The organism is Algibacter pectinivorans, assembly GCF_900112595.1.
Classification (GTDB): Bacteria; Bacteroidota; Bacteroidia; order Flavobacteriales; family Flavobacteriaceae; genus Algibacter_B; species Algibacter_B pectinivorans.
Genome location: NZ_FOMI01000001.1, coordinates 307,150 through 327,155, shown reverse-complemented (window position 1 = coordinate 327,155; position 20,006 = coordinate 307,150). Strand labels below are relative to the sequence as shown.

The following is a 20,006-nucleotide window of genomic DNA, read 5'->3' as shown; positions in this document are numbered from 1 at the left end:
TAAGCTAATAATTAGATTTTTAATACAGATATTGAAAAATGTATAGTGCATTATGTGGGTTGTGTTTTAAAAATGAATATATTTAAAACTTATTTTTACTTGAACGGTTTACAAGTACTAATTTTGTAAATTGCTATTTTATCTTAATAAATTATATGGTTACACTAAAACAGCTGGCAAAAGAATTAAATGTATCTATATCAACGGTTTCTAAGGCTTTGAATAATAGCGAGGAAATTGGTGAAGAAACAGTAAGACGCGTTAAGGAATTAGCCAACTTGTATAACTACAGACCAAATAAAGTTGCTTTAAGTTTAAAAAATAATAAAACTAAAACCATTGGTGTTATAATTCCTAATATACTTAATCGTTTTTTGGCCAAAGTGCTTTTTGGTATTGAAAGAGAAGCTTCAAAACACGGTTATAATATTATTACATGCATATCTAACGAGTCGTTAGCCAAAGAAAAAGAAAGTCTGCAGTTTTTGGCTAATGGTAGTGTTGATGGTTTTATATTATCTGTGTCGCAAGAGTCGCAAATGAATAATGAGGTAGAGCATTTTAAAAACACTATTAAACAGGGCTTACCTATTGTTATGTTCGATAGAGTTGCCCATGATGTTATGTGCGATAAAGTAATAGTGGACGATTTTGACGCCACGTACAACGCTACCAAAAGCTTAATAGCAGAGGGTAGAAACAAAATTGTTTTTATAAGCAATATTAATGATATTAGTGTTGGTAAATTAAGAGAACGAGGTTACAATAAGGCTATTTTGGAGACCGGAGTTCTAGAGCCTTTGGTTTTAAAAATTAAGAAAAAAGACGAAACTGCTAAAAAAATAAAATCCTTTTATAAGAAAAATAAAAATATTGAAGGCGTTATAGCTGCCGAGAGTTCTTCTGGAATTATAGCGCTTAATACAGCAGTTAATCTGGGTTTAAAGGTGCCTAAAGATATTTCTGTAATAGCTTTTGCGAGTAAGTCGGATTCTAATCATACAATTCCTCGATTAACGACTATTAGGCAGCATGCAAAAGTGATAGGCGCACAAGCTGCCGAACTCCTTATTAATCGAATGCAAAACAAGGGGTTAGAAGTCGATGTAAAGACAAAAATCATTAAAACTAGCTTAATAAAAAACAGTTCCACGCTGTAAGTAAATACCCATACATCGGATTTTTATGCATTTCGTCGATAAAATTTAATGCATTTCATCGAATATTTCATTTTTTTTCAATAAAAATTAGGCTTAAATGTACTTCATAGCATATTTTCGTCTTCCTTGATAGAGCGACCTAATTTCCCTAAGTTCAATTAAGTAGAATTAATCCATATAGACTTTTTAAGTCAGTTCCCTCAATAAATTTATTTTCAGAATCGTAGTACATCGGTCGTGTTCGGGTGTATTTTAATAAAATTTAGTAAGAATTTTATTATTAACTACTGTTTTTTTAATAAATATCATCTTATAACCTTAAAATTTGAATATATGAAAACCCTAAAAATTACTTTAATTACAGCACTTTTTTTTACATTTTTATCTTCTTGTACTAAACAAGATTTAACAGAAGATGATTTACAAGTTGGTGACAATACAGAACAACCAGTACCTTATACAGGAGGTCAAGGTCAAGATTAAGGCAAGATCAAAATGCATTATCAGCCTCAAATATAATATTTGGGGCTTTTTTATACTTTAATCCTAGTAGTTGAAAATTGAAAAATTATAAATACATTTGAAAATAGACTTAATGAAACTACTTTTAGTTGAAAAATTTAATGCGATATTGCTTGCTACTATGGTGTTTTTTTGGAATACAAGCTCAAACCGTACTTGTAACAAAAAAAATCGATTCTATAAAAAAAATACTATCAGATAATAAATTAACAGATTCTATTTTTGCGGCCAGACAGCATTACAAAATCGGTGAGCTTTACCGAAAGTATTTGTTAAGTGATAGTGCTTATTTTTATTTCTATAAATCCGAACAGATATTTAGAAATTACAATTTTAAATATGAAACAGCAGCAACGCTTCATGGCATTGCAGTATGCCAAACTTATGATAAGGACTATACAGGTAGTGAGTCGACTTCCATTGAGGCCTTAACAATACTAGAAAGTTTAAATGAAACTAATGATGTAAAAAGATATAAGGCATATATTAATAATAATTTAGGTATTGTTTTTAATGAACTCGGACTGTATGAAGAGTCTATAAAATATCATAAAAGGGCCCTAGAATTAAAACGGGATTTAGAAGGCGATTTTGAAAGGAGTATAGGGCTTTCAGAAAATAATATTGCATTTACCTATAAAAATGCAAAGCAATACAAACTAGCGCTAAAGGGCTATCAGAAAATTTTATCGAATAGTAAATTACTAAATAAGCATCCAGATGTACACATTTTAGCTTTAGGAAACTATGCAAATACACTCTACCTGTCTAAAGATTTAAAACAACTTCCGGGATTATATCTAAAAGCTTTAAAGATTTGCGATAGTACTAACGATACTTATAACTCTATAATTATTCTTCAACATTTAGCAGAGTATTACAATGACTTTAATAAAAAAGATTCAGCTAAACATTATGCTTATAGAGCAAAAGGTATTGCCGAGGCCTACAATAACGACGATTTATTAAAGTCTCTTTTATTAATATCAGAAATAGAAACAGGTAATAGATCCATTAAATTCTTAAAAGATTATATAAAACTTAGTGATAGTTTAGCTTTAAGCGAAAGACTAAAACGCGATAAATTTGCCAGGATTAAATACGAAACAAATAAAATAGAACAACAAAATATTCAGATTGCTAAAGAACGGATGTGGCTTTTAATCATATCTATAGTTGTTGTTTTAGCTTCCGTCTTACTTTACATTGCTATAGGTCAAAGAAATAGGAATAGGGAGTTACAGTTTAAACAAAAGCAGCAGGAATCAAATGAGGAAATTTATAATCTTATGCTATCTCAAAATGAAAGTGTAGAGGAAGCTAGAGATTTAGAAAAGAAAAAAATCTCTCAAGAACTTCATGACGGTATTTTAGGACGTTTATTTGGTACTCGTTTAAGTTTAGATAGCCTAAATATGAATACTAGCAAAGAAGCTATGAAAACTAGAGAGGAATATATTAAAGAATTAAAAATAATTGAAGATGATATTAGAAAAGTGTCACATGAATTAAGTACCGATTTTGTGTCTGGCTCTGGTTTTTCAGATATTATTAGGACCTTAGTAGAAACTCAAACTTTAACCTATAATTTGGACTATAAATTAATACTTGATGACGATATTTCATGGGATTTTGTGGGGAATAAAATGAAAATTCATATGTATAGAATAATACAAGAAACACTTCACAATATCTACAAACACGCGAAAGCAAGTGTAGTAATAATTAGCTTTAAATTAAAAAATAATGTAATTTGCTTAACGATTAAGGATAATGGATCTGGTTTTGATATTAACCGCGCAAAATCAGGTATTGGCTTAAAAAACATGAATTCTAGAATTAAAGAATTGAATGGAACTATAAACATAACATCTACAAAAAACACGGGAACTCAAGTAGTTATTGAGGCTCCGATACTCCAAACCTAACTATGACCGAAAAAATTAAAATTTTAATGATTGATGATCACCCGATGATTATCGAAGGGTATCAAAACACATTGCAATTTACTAAAAAAAGCAAACAAGAGTTAACCATTGATATTGCAAATAATTGTGATGAAGCGGTTAAACTTATGGATAAATCTATAAGTTTGCAGCTACCATATAACGTTTTATTTGTTGATATTAGTTTACCTCCCTCTACCGATGGTTCTATGAGCTCTGGTGAGGACTTAGCTGAATATGCTAGAAAGGTGTTGCCTAATGCAAAAATTATTGTTCTAACCATGTTTAATGAGTCTTTTAGGATTCATAATATTATTAAAACAATAGATCCAGAAGGGTTTTTAATTAAAAGCGATTTAACTTCTAGAGAGTTAGCTAGTGCTTTTCAGGCCGTTTTATATAACCCGCCTTTTTATAGCGGCACGGTAAATAGCCATTTAAGAAAAACAATTGCTACAGATATAATAATAGACGATAAGAATCGTAAAATTCTACATTTGCTCTCACAAGGTATAAAAACTAAAAATTTAGTATCTCATTTAGATATTTCTTTGAGCGCCATAGAAAAAAGGAAAAAGCATCTTAGAGAAATTTTTGAAGTTCGAGATGGTCAAGATGAAACCTTGATAGACGAAGCTAGAAAAAAGGGGTTTATTTAACAGTTATTTTAAAGGGAATAAAAAAAAATAAAAAAAAGCAATTTTTTTTTACTCTCGAAACCATTGATATTACTAGGGATTACTAGATGTCCGTAAAATAGTTGCGGGTTTCCCGTAATCCAAACACGATAGTTCTGAGTATATTTGTATATCAACACTTCATAAAATTATATTATACCCTCAATTTTTTGTTGATAATAGCAATTTACATAAACCCTGTGGAGGTGAGAGACCCACAGGGTTTCTTCTTTTTAGACCTGAAATAAGGCATAACGGTAATCCCAAAGAACGCCAATAAATAACCCAAGGTAAATTATAGCCACTACAAACTTTATAAAGGTTGAAGTTAAAAAGCCTATAAAAGATCCAAAGGCTGCTTTTGTTGCTGTTTTACCATCACTTTTATTAATAAGCTCTCCTAGTAGTGCACCTAAAAAAGGACCAATTATAATTCCTCCAGGAATAGGAGCTATTAAGCCAACAATTAAACCAATTGTAGTGCCTATCATACCATATTTAGTACCACCAAAGCGTTTTGTGCCAATAGCAGGAATAATATAATCTAAAATCCAAATAAATACAGCTATGGCAAAGGTTATAATTAAAAAGGTTTTGTCTAGAGGAATAGCCTCGGTAAAGTAAAGTACCAAAAGTCCAATCCAACTAGTTAATGGTCCTGGTAAAATAGGTAAAAAGCTGCCAATAATGCCTAAAAACATAAGTAGCGCAGCAATAATGATTAAAATAATATCCATAAAATGTTTAAGTTATATATTGTTTAGATTAAAAATCGTGCCAAATGTTACATTTTTTAACTAAAAAATTAGTTTGAACTAAATTTTTAGTTAAATTTGTAGAACTAAGAATTTAGTTGAATAAATAAATTAGTACTAATTATGAAACAACTTACTAAGGCAGAAGAGGATATTATGCAAATACTTTGGCAATTAAAAAAGGCCAATGTAAAAGCTATAATAGAAGAATTTCCGGAGCCTAAACCTGCATATAACACAGTATCTACAATAGTTAGAATTCTTGAGAGTAAGGGTTTTGTCGATTATGAAAAAGAAGGGAAAGGCCATGTGTATTTTCCATTGTTGGAGAAGCAAGAGTATAGTAATCAATCTATAAATAAATTGGTTGATAATTATTTTCAAGGTTCTTTTAAAAGTATGGTGTCGTTTTTTGTAAAGAAAAATGATATGAATATTAAAGACTTAGAGTCTGTGCTTAAAGAGATTAATAAAAACGAATCTTAGTTATGTTACACTACATTATACAGGTTGTTGCTTTTCAGTTGTTCTTTTTAATTATTTACGATTTGTTTTTAAAAAAGGAAACCTTTTTTAATTGGAATAGAGCGTATTTGTTAATTACAGCTATAATGCCCTTAATACTTCCGTTTATTAAGGTGCCTAGTTTTAAGAACATCCTTTCTCAAGATTACATCATTAATTTACCAGAAATTTTTATTGGGAGCGCATCGCAACACCCTGTAAATCCAATTCCTTTGGAAGGCATAATATTAAAACAGCAATCGTTTTGGAGTTGGGAACTTCTGTTTTATTTAGGCACAGGAATAGCAACATGTATTTTTATTTTTAAATTAATAAAACTACTAAAATTACTTTTTAAAAACCCTAAGTGTAAATACGGTAATGTGTTTATTGTTAGTGTGTTAAAAAGCGATATGGCCTTTTCTTTTTTTAATTATATTTTTTTAGGAGCACTGCTTAACAAAACTAATAGAGATACGGTTTTAAAGCATGAAATGGTTCATGTAAAACAAAAACATACTCTAGATTTATTGTTTTTTGAGCTGCTACGCATTGCATTTTGGTTTAATCCTTTAACCTATATCTATCAAAATAGAATAATGTCCTTGCATGAATATATTGCCGATGCACAAGTAGTTAAGAATCAAAATAAAAATCAATATTATCAAAATTTATTGTCTCAAGTTTTCGATACCAAAAATATTTCATTCATCAATCCATTTTTTAAACAATCATTAATCAAAAAACGAATCATTATGTTACAAAAATCGAAATCAAAACAGGTCAAGTTATTTAAGTATGCCTTGTTAATACCTATGCTAATAGCCATGTTGGTTTATACGTCGTGTATGGAAACTAATCCCGCTACCACAATAGGTAATACCAGCAATGAGGAGATCCAGCAGAAAACACCATTAATTACTAAAGTAAAAGCCTTAAAGCATCAAATTGAAATACAAGGAGATGTAAACGAAGCAGAAGAAAGAGGACTTAAACTGCTTTTAGATGCAGTTAAAGGCGAAGGCTTTAATCAAGCTTTGGTAAAAGACATTCAAGATTACACCACTAAAGGCTCGCAAACTGATTTAACTAAAAAAATAGCTGAGGTTTTTAAGCAAATTCAAGTACAAGGTGATATCAATGAAAACGAAGACCTAGAAATAAAAAAGTTACTTGTTTTTACAAGTGATAACGGATTTGAAGATCCGTTTTTTGCCGATATTATAAAACATTTAGATGTTCCTTTTGGTATTATAGACCAAGTTCCTGTTTTTCCAGGTTGCGAAGATTTAACAGTAGAGGAACAAAAAAAATGTATGTCGAAAAACATTGCAATGCATATTAATAAAAACTTTAATACTAAGCTAGCCGATAGTCTTAATTTAAAAGGGAAACAGCGTATTAATGTTATTTTTAAAATAAGTGTTGATGGAGATGTTGTTGGTGTGCGTTCTAGATCGGAACATCCCGAGCTAGAAAAAGAAGCTATACGCGTTGTTAAAACGCTACCTAGATTTAAACCAGGTGAACATAAAGGGAAGCAGGTTAATGTGCCTTATTCCTTACCTATTATTTTTCAAGGTAGCGATGTGCAAAACAAAAAAGAAGATACGGTACTACTCAATGAAGTCCCATTAAATAAGGATGTAGCTATAGCACATCTAGATGAAGTGCCAAATTTTGAATCTTGTGATAATGCTTTAAGTAACGAAGAGAAAAAAGCGTGCTTAGATAAGGGTATAACAACGCATGTCTCTAAACATTTTAATACAAAATTAGCACATAAATTAGGGTTAAATGGAAAACAACGTATTCACGTTATTTTTAAAATTGATGAACATGGTCGTGTTATAGATATTCGCTCTAGAGCAGCACATCCAGAGCTAGAGGCAGAGGCTATAAGAGTTGTAAAGTTATTACCTAAAATGATACCAGGAAAGGTTGATGGCAAACAGGTTGTAGTTCCGTATTCGCTTCCTATTATTTTTCAAGTTTAAGGATAAATAATTCGAATTTCAATTATATTTCAAGTAATACTGTTTAAAACCGAAGTTAAGGCTTCGGTTTTTCTTTTTTAGATTACAAAAAACCTAAAAAAATTGTATTTTTCGGTTTCAGATAAAATACATGAGGAAATTATTGGTTTTAATAGTCATTTTATCACTCACATCATGCGAGTATTTTAATGTGAAGAAAACATCTTCTGAAGCGATTCTTAAAGAGGAATTAGAAACGTTTAATTGGAAAGATGTTGATGAATACCCAAGTTTTTCGGTATGCGATTCGTCTAGCTCTAAGGCAGAAAGAACCTTGTGTTTTCAAACAACAATTACACAGCATATTACTAACTACTTGCAAGAGGAGCGTATTGTGGTGACTCAAGATATTAATGATACGCTAATGTTGAATTTTCAGGTGTCTAATACTGGCAATTTAAGCTTGTTAGAGGCTAAAATTGATTCGCTTACTTATTATGAAATTCCGAATATAAAAGAACTATTAAACCAAAGTCTTGATGTTTTGCCTAAAATATTTCCGGCTATTAAACGCGGACAACAGGTTACTACAGAATTTAAATTGCCTATAGTTATACATGTAAATTAGGTTTTGCAACGGCTTTTTTAATTATCACTAATTTTTTGATTTAAAATGGCCTTGGCGGATTGCTGCGTTAGGGATTGAAATGGAAAGCCCACAGCCTGACGGAGGAAGTGCGAGGACTTGCAGTGGAAAGCCCGACCGCTTGCCCTGAGCGCAGACGAAGGGTGTGGTAACGCCCAAATTAAAACTTAATGGCTAGTTTACGCATGAGTCTTAATACTTCCAGATACAGCCAAACTAAGGTTACAAGTAGGCCCCAAGTGGCTAGCCACTCCTTGTATTTTGGCGATCTGTTTTTGTGGCGTTCTATATAATCGAAATCGAGAAGGAGCGAAAGGGACGCGAAAACGGCTGCTAGAATATTGAAAATTATGGCTGGCCAAGAAATGCCCCAAATAAATACTTTAATACCAAAAAAGCCTAATATCCAGGATATTAGATAAATTATAAAAATGCTGGTTACGGCTGTAATAATAACGCTTCGTAGTTTTTTTGTTACTACAATAATGCGGGTTTGATAAAGCAGTAGCATAACGATAAATGTTACCACGGTTATGCCTATGGCTTGGTATGGTAAATTTGGAAATTGTGCATGTGCGTATACCGTTGCGGCACCTAAAAAAAAGCCTTTGGCTATGGCGTAAAGGGGAACTAAAACGTGTGCCCAATGTTGGCGTACCGAAATAACAATGCTTATTACAATGGCTGCAAGCATGCCGCCAATGGAGTACCACTTAATGGATTGACCGTTGCTGTGAAGCTTCCACATACCAATGGAAATAATAACAATTATTGCAATGGATAGCATGGATTTAATAAAAATACCACTAACCGACATGGTTTTGCCAGATGTGTTTTTGGTGCCAAAAAAGTAATTGGTAAATGCCGGATTGGAGGTTTTATTAAAGATGTTCATAGAAACTAAAGCTACTAAATTTATTTTTTAAATTGTCTGCCTTTCCATGTATAGCCAGAAAACATGGAGATACAAGCCACATAAACGCTAAAAAAGGGATAGACTAAAAACCCTAATATATAACTTTTTAAAATAGCTTTTTGCTTGTAAAACGAAGCGGTTATATACAGTAAATAAAAATCGATATTAAACTTAATAAACCCCATGTAAAACAAAGTTTTAAAGTTTATTATAGCTATAATGGCGAGTATTAAGCCCATAAGTATTAAGGCATTTGTTAGTAAAACAACTAAGCCTGTTAGTTTCCCAAACACATTACTATAAGCACTTGTTTTTGCAGCCCAACGCATACGTTGTGCTATTAAAAGTGTCCAGTTGGGTTGTGCATGTGTTTTTACAATGGCCTTTTGGCATTTTAGGTAATGTACTAGGTTGGGCTGTGCTTTTGCTATTTTTTCTAGCAGGAAAATATCGTCGCCACTGGCTATTTTAGTATTGCCATTAAAACCATTTACGGCGTTGAACGTTGCTTTTTTATAAGCAAAATTAGCGCCATTACACATAAACCGTTTTTTTAAGCCAAAACCACCAATGGTAGCGCCTTGTAAACTTAAAATATCTAGCGTTTGGAAGTGGTTTAAAAAGGTACTAGTGCTTGTATATGTTACTGGTGCAGCAATGCAAACTGGGTTATGTTTTAGGATATACGCATTGAAACTATCTAGCCAAAATTTAGGCAGTTGGCAGTCGGCATCGGTGGTAATAATCCAAGGGTGTTTGGCTGTTTTTATGGCTGAAGTAATAGCTGTTTTTTTAGGGGAATTCGATTTTTTAGGATTAGAAATGAGTTGGAAGTGAATCTTAGAGTTTATGGGTGTTTGTTCTGAATTTAGGGTGTTTTGAATGATGGTAACCGAATTGTCGTTAGAGTCGTCATCAACAAAAATAATTTCGAAAAGATGTTTTGGGTAGTGTAATGCGAGTACAGATTGTAATAATTGGGGTAAATGTTCTGCCTCATTTCTAAACGGAATAACTATCGAGAATTTAGTTTTAGCAGGCACGTCCTCTAAAATAAACGTAGATACTTTATTAAACCCAATAATAAAACTACCTATTAAAATCAGGTAACTTAGGGTTACAAAAAGTAGTATTAAAATCATGATTGTACGTTATTTTTAGGAAGGCTAAAACTAAGCACATAGTAACTACCAAACAAACTTGGTATTGCAAAATTTAGCAACCACATGATGGTAATTATGCATAAAACTATCAATTCGTTAACGCCAGCAAACGCAAACAAATAAACCGCAATACTGCCCTTTACTACCACATCGAATATAAATATAGATGGAATACTAGAGGCTATTAAGTACATAGAACTAATAATAATCATGGCATTTAAATAGCTGAGTTCTGTTTTAAAAATATGTAATAAGAAATAGAATTGGAACGAAAAAATAGCATAACGTAGTAGAGATAAAAGTAGACCTACAGCTAATTTGCTTTTAGGAAATTCTAAAATAAACTGCTTAAGCTTTTTTACCGAAAAGCCTTTAATTTTAAACCTACTTTTGGAAATCCCAAAACCTAATAAAATAAGGCTAGACAGTACAATGATTATAAATTTACTCAGTTTAACATAGTTTATATCTGGATTATATTGTAAAATAAACAGGCTAAATCCAATAGCACCAATTAAGGTGGTTGCACACATTTGTAACACATTACTAAAAAGGTTAACCATCATAACACGTTTTCTAAAATGTGCACTGTAATACATGGCTTTTGCGCCGTATTCTCCAATTCTGTTAGGTGTAAGTAAAGATGCTGTTAAAGATCCTAAACTTTGTTTTAGGGCTGTTTTAAAACTGATTTTTTTTATAAAAGTTACTAATGTTTGCCATTTTAAAATTTCGAAAAACCAGTTAAATATGCTTAAAAGAAGTAAAAAAATGATGTTTTTTAAGGAAAACACCTCGTTTTTTGTTGAAAAATCGATAAATTCAGAAAAACTTAATGCCGTATTATGGGTTAGTTTATTGTAAATAAAATAAAAAGTACCAACTACAATGCTTATTTTAATAAGCACAAAAAAGAATTGTTTAGTTTTGTATGGTAACGTACGGATCATTAGCGATGCAAATTAAATTAATATTACCACATGACCTCAAGTTTTAAATTGAATACTAATTTTTGGTTGGCTATAGCATTTTTAATCTACAGCTTTTCTGGCTTTTCACAAGGCGATACAAGTACTTTTAAAGCGCAATTTGCTTTGGGTGTAAATAGTCCGTCTTCAAGTGGGTTTGTAGAAGATTTTGAAAGTAATTCTATAAATTTCCCAACCATTAATTTAGGGCTGCAATACATGTTTAAGCAACGTTTAGGTGTTAAATTAGATTTAGGCTATAATCGCTTTGCAAATGCCGATAATACTCCAGAATTTAAAGTAAACTATACCAGGATTAATGCGCAAGCGGTATACGATGCCTCGGTAATTACCAGTTTTGTAGATAACCTGGGCGCTTTTGTTCATGCCGGACCTGGGTTTACCATGATAAAACCTTTAGGCGATTATGGCAATAATAAAACATCGTATTTAAATGCTATGGCAGGAATCGAGTTGCATTATGGTGTTTCCGATAAGCTGTCAATTTATGTGGATGCCTCATATGTTAAAGGTTTTTCAAAGGATTTTAGTCCTGTTACTAGCGGATTCGGATCGTTTAATGGCGATATTTTAACCCTAACTTTTGGCGCGTCTATTTCGCTAAGTGGTTGTTATTACTGTGGAGATTAATGAAAGAAAGAATTATTTTGGGTATTGACCCTGGCACAACCATTATGGGTTTTGGCATTATAAAGGTAGTGGGTAAAACCATGCATTTTGTGCAGTTAAATGAATTGGATTTAAAAAAATATAGCGATCATTATTTAAAATTAAAACTCATTTTTGAGCGTACTATCGAACTTATTGATACGCATAATCCAGACGAAATAGCTATTGAAGCCCCCTTTTTTGGTAAAAACGTACAGAGTATGTTAAAATTGGGTAGAGCGCAAGGTGTTGCTATGGCTGCCGGTTTAAGTAGAGAAATCCCTATTACCGAATACTTGCCTAAAAAAATTAAAATGGCTATTACCGGAAACGGAAATGCTAGTAAAGAGCAAGTTGCCAAAATGCTTCAAAGTATGTTGGGGTTAAAAACCTTACCCAAAAACTTAGATTCAACTGATGGATTAGCGGCAGCTGTTTGTCATTTTTATAACTCTGGACGAATTGAGTTAGGTAAGAGTTATACGGGTTGGGACGCTTTTGTGAAGCAGAATAGTAAAGGCCCTCAAACCTCCAAAGGAGGAAGAAAAAACAATCCTATTGTCGATCTTCGGAAGAAGACTAAATAGCCATCGTTTCTGCAAGGGAAGCTGTTTGTTTAAAAGAAAATTCAATCCTAATTTCAATACATTTTAATTGGTGAAAAATAAACTTAAAGGTACGAGTACGAATTCCGCCCCTTCGGGGAGGTTAGGAGGGGCTTCGGCTTCAATATACATACACATACCATTTTGCAAGCAAGCTTGTCACTACTGCGATTTTCATTTTTCAACCTCTTTAAAAAAGAAAGAAGCATTAATTCAGTGTTTGGTACAAGAATTAAAGCTTAGAAAAAACGAGCTAGAAAACCAAAACATAGAAACCATTTACTTTGGAGGCGGAACACCAAGTTTATTATCTTGCAATGAATTGGATTTTATAATAGATGCCGCTTACAAATATTATAACATTGTTGAACATCCAGAAATTACTTTGGAAGCCAATCCAGACGATTTATCTGATAGCGTAATACAAGAATTGGCAAAAAGTAGGATAAACCGATTAAGCATTGGTATTCAGTCGTTTTACGAAAGCGATTTAAAACTCATGAACCGCGCGCACAACGTTAAAGAGGCGCTTAAATGTTTAGATGAAGCCACGAAACATTTCGATAATATTTCTGTCGATTTAATTTATGGTATTCCAGGATTAACCAACGCAGCCTGGATTAAAAATATAGAAACCGCATTAGCTTTTAATGTGCCACATATTTCTTGTTATGCCTTAACTGTAGAACCTAAAACAGCCCTAGAAACCTTTATTAAAAAAGGTGTTATTGCAAATGTAGACGATGATTTGGCACAAGAGCAATTTAATATCCTTGTAGATACTTTAGAAGCAGAAGGGTTTGTAAATTACGAGTTGTCTAACTTTGGTAAACCCGAGTATTTTAGTAAAAATAATTCGGCCTATTGGCTTGGTAAACCCTATTTGGGTATTGGTCCTTCGGCGCACTCCTTTAATGGTGACCAGCGTAGTTGGAATGTGTCTAACAATACAAAGTATATAAAATCTATTCAAAACAATACACTACCTAACGAAATAGAAACCCTATCTAAAACCGATAAATTCAACGAATATATCATGACGGGTTTAAGAACCGTTTGGGGTGTTTCATTAGAAAAAATTGAGAATGATTTTGGCGAAACTTATAAAAACTATTTATTAAAACAATCAGAAATTTATATTCAAGAACATTTATTGTATATTGATGGTAATAAATTATTAACCACAAAAAAAGGTAAATTTCTTAGCGATGGTATCGCCTCTAGCCTTTTTAAAATAAACTTATCTTGATTGCAACGATTCAATACAACTCTAGAAAACTTCAAATCGATTTTTCAAAACCTTTGGATATTTCTATACCACTTATTTCATCAGAAAAAAATGTGAATGCATGGTATGTGGACGCGCCAAAAATTGAACCCGTACAAGATGGCGAGTGGACAGCAGCTGTAAGTGAAGGTGCAGATATTAATTTCAATAATATTCAGTTTAACCCACATGCACATGGCACTCATACCGAGTGTGCTGGACATATTACAGAAAAAGTGCACTCTATAAATCAAAATTTAAAAACCTTCTTTTTTCTTGCTGAAGTTGTTACGGTGGCACCCGAAAACGATGGGGAAGATAAAATTATATCAAAAAAGCAATTGCAGTTTGCTCTAGGAAATAAAAAAAGAGATGCTATTGTAATACGAACCATACCAAATACGCGCGAGAAACACTCTAGGCAATACTCCAATACAAATTGGCCGTATCTTGAAGCTGATGCTGTAAAGTTTCTTGTAGAAAAGGGTATAAAGCACTTGCTAATAGATTTACCCAGTATTGATAAAGAAAAAGACGGTGGCGAACTTTTAGGACACCGAGAATTCTGGAATACTAAAGGGAAATTAAGATTAGATGCTACCATTACCGAATTTATTTATGTGTCCAATAAAATAGAAGACGGTGAGTATTTTTTAAATTTGCAAATAGCGCCGTTCGAGAATGACGCTACGCCAAGTAAACCCATATTATACAAAGTTATTAGTTAAATGGAAATTTTTTTAGCCGTTATTATTGCAGTTTTGGTAACACTAGGCGTAGTTACCGTTTTAAAATCTATTAAGAAAAAACAGCTTGTTAATTCGCAATCTACTATCCTTTTAGATAAGATAAAAAAGGTGTGTAAGTTTATAACCGTTGAAGGCGATTTTGCAGAAATTTATCACTACGAAGATGTTAAAGAACGCTTTTTAAAACTCATTACAAGTCGTAAAAAAGCATTAGTAGTAATTAACGCTAAAGCCCATATTGGTTACGATTTATCAAAAATAGATTTACAGGCCGATACCGATAAAAAGAAAATAATACTAAAACATTTTCCGCAGCCAGAAATTCTATCCATAGAAACTAATTTAAATTATTATGATAAGTCCGACGGCTATTTTAATAGGTTTGAGGCAAACGATTTAACCGGATTGCACAACGAGGCCAAACTACATATAAAAGATAAAATTCCAGAAAGCGGACTTATTCAAGCAGCACAAAAAGAAGCCTTAGAAACCATTTTACTAATAGAAACTATTGTTGAAACTATTGGTTGGAAATTAGATTATTCTGCCCTAGAAATTGGAACAGAAGAGACTAAAAAGCTTAAATAAATGAATATCGAACAAATTCGAGATTACTGTTTAGCTAAAAAAGGCACCATCGAAGATTTTCCTTTTGATGAGGACACACTCGTATTTAAGGTGTTAGGAAAAATGTTTGCTTTAGTAAGTTTAAAAAAATGGGAGGCCGGCGAAACCACCATAAATTTAAAGGCAGATCCAGAATATTCGGAAGAATTACGTGCCGATTATAATAGTATTCGCCCGGGGTTTCACATGAGTAAAAAACACTGGAACACCCTGTATCTTCACGAAGGCGAATTGCAACCTAAACTTATTTTAGAGTTAATAGACCATTCCTATGCCATGGTTATAAAAGGCATGACCAAAAAAATGCGCGAAACTTTTCTTAGTTAAATTCTTGATAATCAATAGTTTTTTGCATATATTTACCATCTCTCAATTACATAAGTATTTATTTTTAGCATAATCGCACTCCCAAGAATATTAAAGCGTATTTAATTTCAACAAATTATTAACTTTAATTTTTACAGATTATGAAAAAAGCCAACCCATTATTCTCAGCATTAATTGTTCTTACACTATTACTCGGTCAACTTGTAGTTTCCGCGCAAGACGATACGGAAAAAGAACAAGAGTACATGACGGTAACAATGAACCATTGGAACCCCAATAAAAAAGATTTTAAAATATCCGAATGGAAAGCCTTAGAAAAAGAGTATTTCGAAAAGGTAATCATGAAAAATGAATATATCATGGGGCATTCTGTGTATATGCATAACATGAGCGAAGATAACACCGAGGTAGTGGTGGTAAATAATTTTGCATCATGGAATGATATAGGGAAGTTTGCAAAACGAAGTGCCGAGTTAGAAAAAGAAGCATGGCCAGATGAAGACGAAAGAAAAGCATTTTTTAAAAAAATAAGCTCTTATTACACTAACGAGCATTCCGATGAAATTTATGCGCCAATTTCGGGAGTTAAATACATGACTGAAAAACCAACCAAAGATATGCTGTGTTATGTTAGAAAAAGCCATTTTGCTTTTCCTGAAGAAGGCTCTATGGAGGAGTTTGAAAAGTTAAGGAAAGAAGGCCATGAAAAACTTACCATGAAAAACGAATACATAAAAGCCTATTATCCTAATGTGCATGCTTGGGGCTCAGACAAAACCGAGTTTATGGAAGCCTATTTTCTAGATTCTTTAGCCGATTTGGATAAAATGTTTGATAGAGACGATGAACTTATGGAGGCTGCATTTCCAGATAACGAAGACAATAAAGCAAAAATAAAAGCGTGGCAAAGTTATTTTACGGGTGTTCATGGCGATTATTTATATACCTGGATACACGATATGTCGAAATAATAATTTCTTATACCATTTTAAACCTAATAAAAAGGACGCCTAAGGTGTCCTTTTTTTATTTATAATAATTTGAAGACCACCTTAATATTAGGACTTTAAAAATGTACTAAACTCAAACTTGTACAAGCTACTATTAAGCTGTATTATTGCACTACAAATTTAACATTATGAGTTTAGAAAGAGCATTGTATAAAAGAGCAGATAACAAATGCGAATTGTGCGGAAACGTAGAGCATTTACAAATTCATACATTATTACCACAAAAGGACGAGGCACTAAACAAATCGTTAGTAGCCTGTAAAACCTGTGTCGATCAAATTGAAAATCCAGACACCACCGATGCTAACCATTGGCGTTGTTTAAACGATAGTATGTGGAGCGAGCACGAAGCAGTAAAAGTAGCCGCATGGAGAATGTTATCGCGTTTAAGACTAGAAGGTTGGCCACAAGACCTACTAGATATGATGTATTTGGAAGACGAGGTATTAGAGTTTGCTAAAGCAACAGGCGAGGGCGCACCAGATCCAGAACAGCTTGTTCATAGAGATGTAAACGGTGTAGTATTGCAACACGGCGACTCGGTAGTGCTTATAAAAGATTTAAAAGTTAAAGGGTCTAGCATGGTAGCAAAACAAGGCACGGCCGTACGAAATATTCGTTTAGATCGCGAAAACGAAAAATATATAGAAGGTAAAGTAGGCCCAACACTTACCGTAATAATTACAGATTTTGTAAAGAAATTGTAGTATTTGAAGGCCTGCTTATACGCAGGTCTTTATTTTTTTGTTGTATCTAATCAGGAATGCACTTATAATGTCGATTTATTGATACAAAACATATCTTGGTGGTTTTATTCCCTTTAGTCTCATATAAACAAGCATTTGCCCTCGGTGATGTGTTATATGGTCGGCAAGTAATAACAAAATTTGTCTTTTAGTTCTATCTGCACCAAAATAGTCTATAGGCTAGAACTAGCAATATGTTATATAAGTTGTTGGCGTTAGTTATTATATTTTCTTACCGTTTCGATATTCCATTTTTCTTTCAGTTCCGTCGGCTTTCAGACAATATTCGGTTCCGTTTTTCTTTCCATTAATATACTCACAACGAAAAGTCATTTTTTCTCCTCCATCTTTGTAACCCAATTCAATTCCGTGTTTTTTCTTCCCTAAATATTGGCAACTATAAGACACTTTACCATTTGTAAATTGTTCTCGAAGTATTTTTATTCCGTCATCGTTATAGGTGTGAATTTCAAAAATCTCTTTTTGAAGGTCGTACATAAATTCTTTTAAAAGAACATTCGGTTTTTTTTGGTTGTATATAGTTTTTGTCGAAAGTCTTTTTTCTTTTCCGTTGAAATATAAATAGCTAAATAAAATAACGCCATTTTTAAATTCCTCTTCATAAACTAGATGTCCGTTTTTCCGTTTAACTTGAGCAATTCCAGTAAAAAGTCCGTCATCACTAATTTTATACACTAAATTATTCTCTTCATAAACTTCTTTCATTCCGATTATTTCTTGCGAAATCAGTTCGTTGAAAGAGAATAACATTAATAAAATTAGCAAGTTCTTCATTGGGTTTTAGTTAGTTCCATCGGTTACGTATAATCTTTAGATACTGGTTAATATGGGTTAATTTTCGGTTTAGCACAGTCGTTAGCAATTCCGAGTGGATTCGGACGTAGTCGAATCTGCCTTAATTGCGCTTATACAATGTTGTGCTTTCGTGTTTTTTAACTATTCAATTGGAAATCCTTCATTTTTCAATTCTTTTAACTCTTCTTTGTTAAACTTGTCAATCACTAAATCCATTTTACTTTTATTCTTTCTTTTACCCCAAACCCATTCATAAATATTTCCCATGTATGGTTTTGGCTTAAACCATTTTCCTTCTGGATTAATAGATTTATTATTTCTAAATTTTTTCCATTCTTCTGTATAATCTTTAACTCTTGACTTTTTTATCCAACTTCTATCTTCTTTAAATTTCTGTTTCCACAATTTATTTATTTCATTGATTAAATAATCTGGTATTTTATCTTTTCTATGAATTATTCTTGAATTAAATAAAGTTTGATATTTTGATTTTTTTGGATTTAAATCTTCTTCAAGGTTTGATAGAAATCTTATGGCTGAATTTTTAGGACTTCTACTTTTTTTATTATAGTCAAAACCTGCTTTTTCAATTAAAGCTCTTGTTTCTATATCTTTTTTAGATTCTTGAAGCCAAGTTCCTAAATTTTCTCCTTCAAAAATATAGCTATGAATTTGTGAAATTTCTTCTCCTTGTCTCAATGCTTTTTCCAATAATTTCAGCCATCTTTTTCTTATAAAATCAGTTCTTTCATCTTTTCCGTCTCCAAAATGAAAATCAATTGATTCTAACTTTTCTAAATGTTCTTTTGGCATCTCAAGTTCTGGGTCATTATAAATCAGTTTTTGTTTATAATACCAACCTATTAATGTTTGGTCAGCATGATTTTTACTTACTGTTGTGCGACCAAATTCCTCTTTGTAGGCTTTCATGCGTTTAAACATTCCGTCCCATTTTTCTAAATATTCTTCTGTTATTTTAAATTTATATTTTTTGATTGACGAGCACTTTCAGTTATTTCTATTTTTCCAAGTGTTCCTATTTTTGGATTTTTAAAACGTTTTTTCGTGTTATCATGAGTTTTTAAAAAAGAGTCATCATCTGATTCATATTTCTCAATTGAAATTAGAGATTCTTCAACTAAATAATTAATATATTCTTTGGTTACCTTTTCAAGGTTATCACTTGTAAATTCTAATAAAGGTGAAAAATAGTCTTTAAGTTGATTTAAAACTTTATTTCCGCCTTTATCTTCATTTGTAAAGTCAAGTAATATTGAAGATTCTATATTATAAAATAATCCTGATTTAGTAAGGTTTGATGAGCCAGTAATAATTCGACTTCTAATTTCTCCTTCAAACACATAAACTTTAGGGTGGTAAATAAATTGTTTGGAAGAATAGACATAACTATCAATTCCTAAATCTAAAAGCATTTCGAGAGCCTCTTTTGATGTTATTTTTTCATCTATACCAATAAAGAATGTAAAGTTAGCTCCGTTTTTCTGTGCTTTTTTTATAAAAGGTTTTAATTCTTTAAGTCCTTTTGAACGTAAAAAAGCATTAAAAAATGTTATCTGTTTAAATGTTAAGTTATTTAAAGTTGAGCATACGTGATTTCCGATACTTTCCTCTGTATCGTCAAATAATCCTTGTCCTATAAATTCTGCAATCATTCGTTTAGTTTATGGGTTTTTTGGACATGAAGCACAACCAACGGTCTTGTATATGAAAAGTAGCGGATTTTATACACTAACTTTTCGGATTATAACTGACCTTTAATTTATTCATTTTGTTTTGATTAAGCGATTAAATCGCTATTTTTTATATACGTCTTAAGTTTGTAAATCACTAAATTTAATTAATAATCAGAAAGAACAAAAGAGAGAATTAAGGTTACTATATACGGTGAAGCGTTAGACTTCGACAACATTGATAATCCTCTCTCTTTTACTACTTA

Annotated in this window: 22 protein-coding genes and 1 pseudogene; 15 read left to right on the top strand and 8 right to left on the bottom strand. The window is 32.1% G+C overall.

The features are described from left to right. Nucleotides 1-155: 155 nt before the first annotated feature. From BMY96_RS01510 to BMY96_RS01500, 4 genes are all read left to right on the top strand, one after another. Nucleotides 156-1,160 (top strand): LacI family DNA-binding transcriptional regulator, encoded by a 1,005-nt coding sequence (locus BMY96_RS01510; RefSeq protein WP_092848155.1) that lies wholly within the window; start codon nucleotides 156-158, stop codon nucleotides 1,158-1,160. A 333-nt stretch (nucleotides 1,161-1,493) separates the two neighbouring features. Next, a complete protein-coding gene (locus BMY96_RS15910) occupies nucleotides 1,494-1,643 on the top strand; it encodes a hypothetical protein (protein WP_175473488.1) in 150 nt (49 codons plus the stop codon). A 128-nt stretch (nucleotides 1,644-1,771) separates the two neighbouring features. Next, the gene (locus tag BMY96_RS01505) at nucleotides 1,772-3,610 is read left to right on the top strand and encodes a tetratricopeptide repeat-containing sensor histidine kinase (protein ID WP_092848153.1); all 1,839 of its coding nucleotides are present in this window, start codon (nucleotides 1,772-1,774) and stop codon (nucleotides 3,608-3,610) included. 2 nt (nucleotides 3,611-3,612) lie between these two features. Further along, the gene (locus BMY96_RS01500; protein ID WP_092848151.1) at nucleotides 3,613-4,287 is read left to right on the top strand and encodes a response regulator; all 675 of its coding nucleotides are present in this window, start codon (nucleotides 3,613-3,615) and stop codon (nucleotides 4,285-4,287) included. 251 nt (nucleotides 4,288-4,538) lie between these two features. Here the strand turns inward: BMY96_RS01500 and BMY96_RS01495 are convergent, their stop codons facing one another. Continuing rightward, entirely contained in the window at nucleotides 4,539-5,042 is a 504-nt protein-coding gene (locus tag BMY96_RS01495) for a DUF456 domain-containing protein (RefSeq protein WP_092848149.1), read from the bottom strand. A gap of 141 nt (nucleotides 5,043-5,183) precedes the next feature. Between BMY96_RS01495 and BMY96_RS01490 the strand changes: the two genes are divergently transcribed. The 3 genes from BMY96_RS01490 to BMY96_RS01480 all read left to right on the top strand — a co-directional run bounded on the left by BMY96_RS01490 (nucleotide 5,184) and on the right by BMY96_RS01480 (nucleotide 8,168). Then, nucleotides 5,184-5,546 carry a BlaI/MecI/CopY family transcriptional regulator gene (locus tag BMY96_RS01490; protein WP_092848147.1) on the top strand — a complete coding sequence of 121 codons (363 nt, stop codon included), beginning with the start codon at nucleotides 5,184-5,186 and terminating at the stop codon, nucleotides 5,544-5,546. Nucleotides 5,547-5,548: 2 nt separating this feature from the next. Then, nucleotides 5,549-7,561, top strand: coding sequence for a M56 family metallopeptidase (locus BMY96_RS01485; protein ID WP_092848144.1), 2,013 nt, complete (start codon nucleotides 5,549-5,551; stop codon nucleotides 7,559-7,561). Nucleotides 7,562-7,691: 130 nt separating this feature from the next. After that, on the top strand, nucleotides 7,692-8,168 hold the full coding sequence (locus tag BMY96_RS01480) for a hypothetical protein (protein ID WP_092848141.1): 477 nt from the start codon (nucleotides 7,692-7,694) through the stop codon (nucleotides 8,166-8,168). A gap of 178 nt (nucleotides 8,169-8,346) precedes the next feature. On the opposite strand, the gene BMY96_RS01475 is transcribed toward BMY96_RS01480, so the two are convergent. The 3 genes from BMY96_RS01475 to BMY96_RS01465 are packed head-to-tail and all read right to left on the bottom strand — an operon-like array spanning nucleotide 8,347 to nucleotide 11,215. Next, nucleotides 8,347-9,081, bottom strand: a complete 735-nt coding sequence (locus BMY96_RS01475; protein ID WP_092848138.1) for a Bax inhibitor-1/YccA family protein — start codon at nucleotides 9,079-9,081, stop codon at nucleotides 8,347-8,349. Nucleotides 9,082-9,101: 20 nt separating this feature from the next. Beyond that, nucleotides 9,102-10,244 carry a glycosyltransferase family 2 protein gene (locus BMY96_RS01470; protein ID WP_092848136.1) on the bottom strand — a complete coding sequence of 381 codons (1,143 nt, stop codon included), beginning with the start codon at nucleotides 10,242-10,244 and terminating at the stop codon, nucleotides 9,102-9,104. Next, complete coding sequence (locus BMY96_RS01465) at nucleotides 10,241-11,215, bottom strand: lysylphosphatidylglycerol synthase domain-containing protein (RefSeq protein ID WP_092848134.1); 975 nt, start codon at nucleotides 11,213-11,215, stop codon at nucleotides 10,241-10,243. Before BMY96_RS01465 ends, BMY96_RS01470 begins: the two co-directional genes overlap by 4 nt. Before the next feature lie 30 nt (nucleotides 11,216-11,245). Between BMY96_RS01465 and BMY96_RS01460 the strand changes: the two genes are divergently transcribed. The 8 genes from BMY96_RS01460 (at nucleotide 11,246) to BMY96_RS01425 (ending at nucleotide 17,194) form a co-directional block, all read left to right on the top strand. Further along, nucleotides 11,246-11,884: an outer membrane beta-barrel protein gene (locus BMY96_RS01460; RefSeq protein ID WP_092848131.1), complete on the top strand. Its 639-nt coding sequence runs from the start codon at nucleotides 11,246-11,248 to the stop codon at nucleotides 11,882-11,884. Next, on the top strand, nucleotides 11,884-12,489 hold the full coding sequence (gene ruvC, locus BMY96_RS01455) for a crossover junction endodeoxyribonuclease RuvC (protein WP_241678324.1): 606 nt from the start codon (nucleotides 11,884-11,886) through the stop codon (nucleotides 12,487-12,489). Before BMY96_RS01460 ends, ruvC begins: the two co-directional genes overlap by 1 nt. A 142-nt stretch (nucleotides 12,490-12,631) precedes the next feature. Continuing rightward, nucleotides 12,632-13,756 (top strand): radical SAM family heme chaperone HemW, encoded by a 1,125-nt coding sequence (hemW, locus tag BMY96_RS01450; protein WP_245750523.1) that lies wholly within the window; start codon nucleotides 12,632-12,634, stop codon nucleotides 13,754-13,756. Next, a complete protein-coding gene (locus tag BMY96_RS01445) occupies nucleotides 13,753-14,502 on the top strand; it encodes a cyclase family protein (RefSeq protein WP_092848128.1) in 750 nt (249 codons plus the stop codon). The genes hemW and BMY96_RS01445 overlap by 4 nt, the downstream gene beginning before the upstream one ends. Then, nucleotides 14,503-15,111, top strand: a complete 609-nt coding sequence (locus tag BMY96_RS01440; RefSeq protein WP_092848124.1) for a DUF4230 domain-containing protein — start codon at nucleotides 14,503-14,505, stop codon at nucleotides 15,109-15,111. It abuts the gene before it with no gap. Continuing rightward, nucleotides 15,112-15,477 (top strand): MmcQ/YjbR family DNA-binding protein, encoded by a 366-nt coding sequence (locus tag BMY96_RS01435; RefSeq protein WP_092848122.1) that lies wholly within the window; start codon nucleotides 15,112-15,114, stop codon nucleotides 15,475-15,477. Between the two features lie 140 nt (nucleotides 15,478-15,617). Further along, the gene (locus BMY96_RS01430) at nucleotides 15,618-16,448 is read left to right on the top strand and encodes a hypothetical protein (RefSeq protein ID WP_092848120.1); all 831 of its coding nucleotides are present in this window, start codon (nucleotides 15,618-15,620) and stop codon (nucleotides 16,446-16,448) included. A gap of 167 nt (nucleotides 16,449-16,615) precedes the next feature. After that, on the top strand, nucleotides 16,616-17,194 hold the full coding sequence (locus tag BMY96_RS01425; RefSeq protein ID WP_092848117.1) for a PhnA domain-containing protein: 579 nt from the start codon (nucleotides 16,616-16,618) through the stop codon (nucleotides 17,192-17,194). A 75-nt stretch (nucleotides 17,195-17,269) separates the two neighbouring features. Here BMY96_RS01425 and BMY96_RS01420 read toward each other — a convergent pair. From BMY96_RS01420 to BMY96_RS01405, 4 genes and pseudogenes are all read right to left on the bottom strand, one after another. Continuing rightward, a pseudogene (locus BMY96_RS01420) lies at nucleotides 17,270-17,410 on the bottom strand (DinB family protein); the annotation flags it as partial. A gap of 45 nt (nucleotides 17,411-17,455) precedes the next feature. Next, nucleotides 17,456-17,959, bottom strand: a complete 504-nt coding sequence (locus tag BMY96_RS01415; RefSeq protein WP_139205199.1) for a hypothetical protein — start codon at nucleotides 17,957-17,959, stop codon at nucleotides 17,456-17,458. Nucleotides 17,960-18,190: 231 nt separating this feature from the next. Next, nucleotides 18,191-19,024 carry a helicase associated domain-containing protein gene (locus BMY96_RS01410; protein WP_262481136.1) on the bottom strand — a complete coding sequence of 278 codons (834 nt, stop codon included), beginning with the start codon at nucleotides 19,022-19,024 and terminating at the stop codon, nucleotides 18,191-18,193. After that, on the bottom strand, nucleotides 19,021-19,722 hold the full coding sequence (locus BMY96_RS01405) for a phospholipase D-like domain-containing protein (protein ID WP_092848109.1): 702 nt from the start codon (nucleotides 19,720-19,722) through the stop codon (nucleotides 19,021-19,023). The genes BMY96_RS01410 and BMY96_RS01405 overlap by 4 nt, the downstream gene beginning before the upstream one ends. Between the last annotated feature and the right edge of the window lie 284 nt (nucleotides 19,723-20,006).

What these genes read in the sequence shown, in the direction of transcription:
- BMY96_RS01510 (WP_092848155.1), top strand. Translation starts at nt 156, where the DNA reads ATGGTTACACTAAAACAGCTGGCAAAAGAATTAAATGTATCTATATCA.
- BMY96_RS15910 (WP_175473488.1), top strand. Translation starts at nt 1,494, where the DNA reads ATGAAAACCCTAAAAATTACTTTAATTACAGCACTTTTTTTTACATTT.
- BMY96_RS01500 (WP_092848151.1), top strand. Translation starts at nt 3,613, where the DNA reads ATGACCGAAAAAATTAAAATTTTAATGATTGATGATCACCCGATGATT.
- BMY96_RS01495 (WP_092848149.1), bottom strand. Translation starts at nt 5,042, where the DNA reads ATGGATATTATTTTAATCATTATTGCTGCGCTACTTATGTTTTTAGGC.
- BMY96_RS01490 (WP_092848147.1), top strand. Translation starts at nt 5,184, where the DNA reads ATGAAACAACTTACTAAGGCAGAAGAGGATATTATGCAAATACTTTGG.
- BMY96_RS01485 (WP_092848144.1), top strand. Translation starts at nt 5,549, where the DNA reads ATGTTACACTACATTATACAGGTTGTTGCTTTTCAGTTGTTCTTTTTA.
- BMY96_RS01480 (WP_092848141.1), top strand. Translation starts at nt 7,692, where the DNA reads ATGAGGAAATTATTGGTTTTAATAGTCATTTTATCACTCACATCATGC.
- BMY96_RS01475 (WP_092848138.1), bottom strand. Translation starts at nt 9,081, where the DNA reads ATGAACATCTTTAATAAAACCTCCAATCCGGCATTTACCAATTACTTT.
- BMY96_RS01470 (WP_092848136.1), bottom strand. Translation starts at nt 10,244, where the DNA reads ATGATTTTAATACTACTTTTTGTAACCCTAAGTTACCTGATTTTAATA.
- BMY96_RS01465 (WP_092848134.1), bottom strand. Translation starts at nt 11,215, where the DNA reads ATGATCCGTACGTTACCATACAAAACTAAACAATTCTTTTTTGTGCTT.
- BMY96_RS01460 (WP_092848131.1), top strand. Translation starts at nt 11,246, where the DNA reads ATGACCTCAAGTTTTAAATTGAATACTAATTTTTGGTTGGCTATAGCA.
- ruvC (WP_241678324.1), top strand. Translation starts at nt 11,884, where the DNA reads ATGAAAGAAAGAATTATTTTGGGTATTGACCCTGGCACAACCATTATG.
- BMY96_RS01440 (WP_092848124.1), top strand. Translation starts at nt 14,503, where the DNA reads ATGGAAATTTTTTTAGCCGTTATTATTGCAGTTTTGGTAACACTAGGC.
- BMY96_RS01435 (WP_092848122.1), top strand. Translation starts at nt 15,112, where the DNA reads ATGAATATCGAACAAATTCGAGATTACTGTTTAGCTAAAAAAGGCACC.
- BMY96_RS01430 (WP_092848120.1), top strand. Translation starts at nt 15,618, where the DNA reads ATGAAAAAAGCCAACCCATTATTCTCAGCATTAATTGTTCTTACACTA.
- BMY96_RS01425 (WP_092848117.1), top strand. Translation starts at nt 16,616, where the DNA reads ATGAGTTTAGAAAGAGCATTGTATAAAAGAGCAGATAACAAATGCGAA.
- BMY96_RS01415 (WP_139205199.1), bottom strand. Translation starts at nt 17,959, where the DNA reads ATGAAAGAAGTTTATGAAGAGAATAATTTAGTGTATAAAATTAGTGAT.
- BMY96_RS01405 (WP_092848109.1), bottom strand. Translation starts at nt 19,722, where the DNA reads ATGATTGCAGAATTTATAGGACAAGGATTATTTGACGATACAGAGGAA.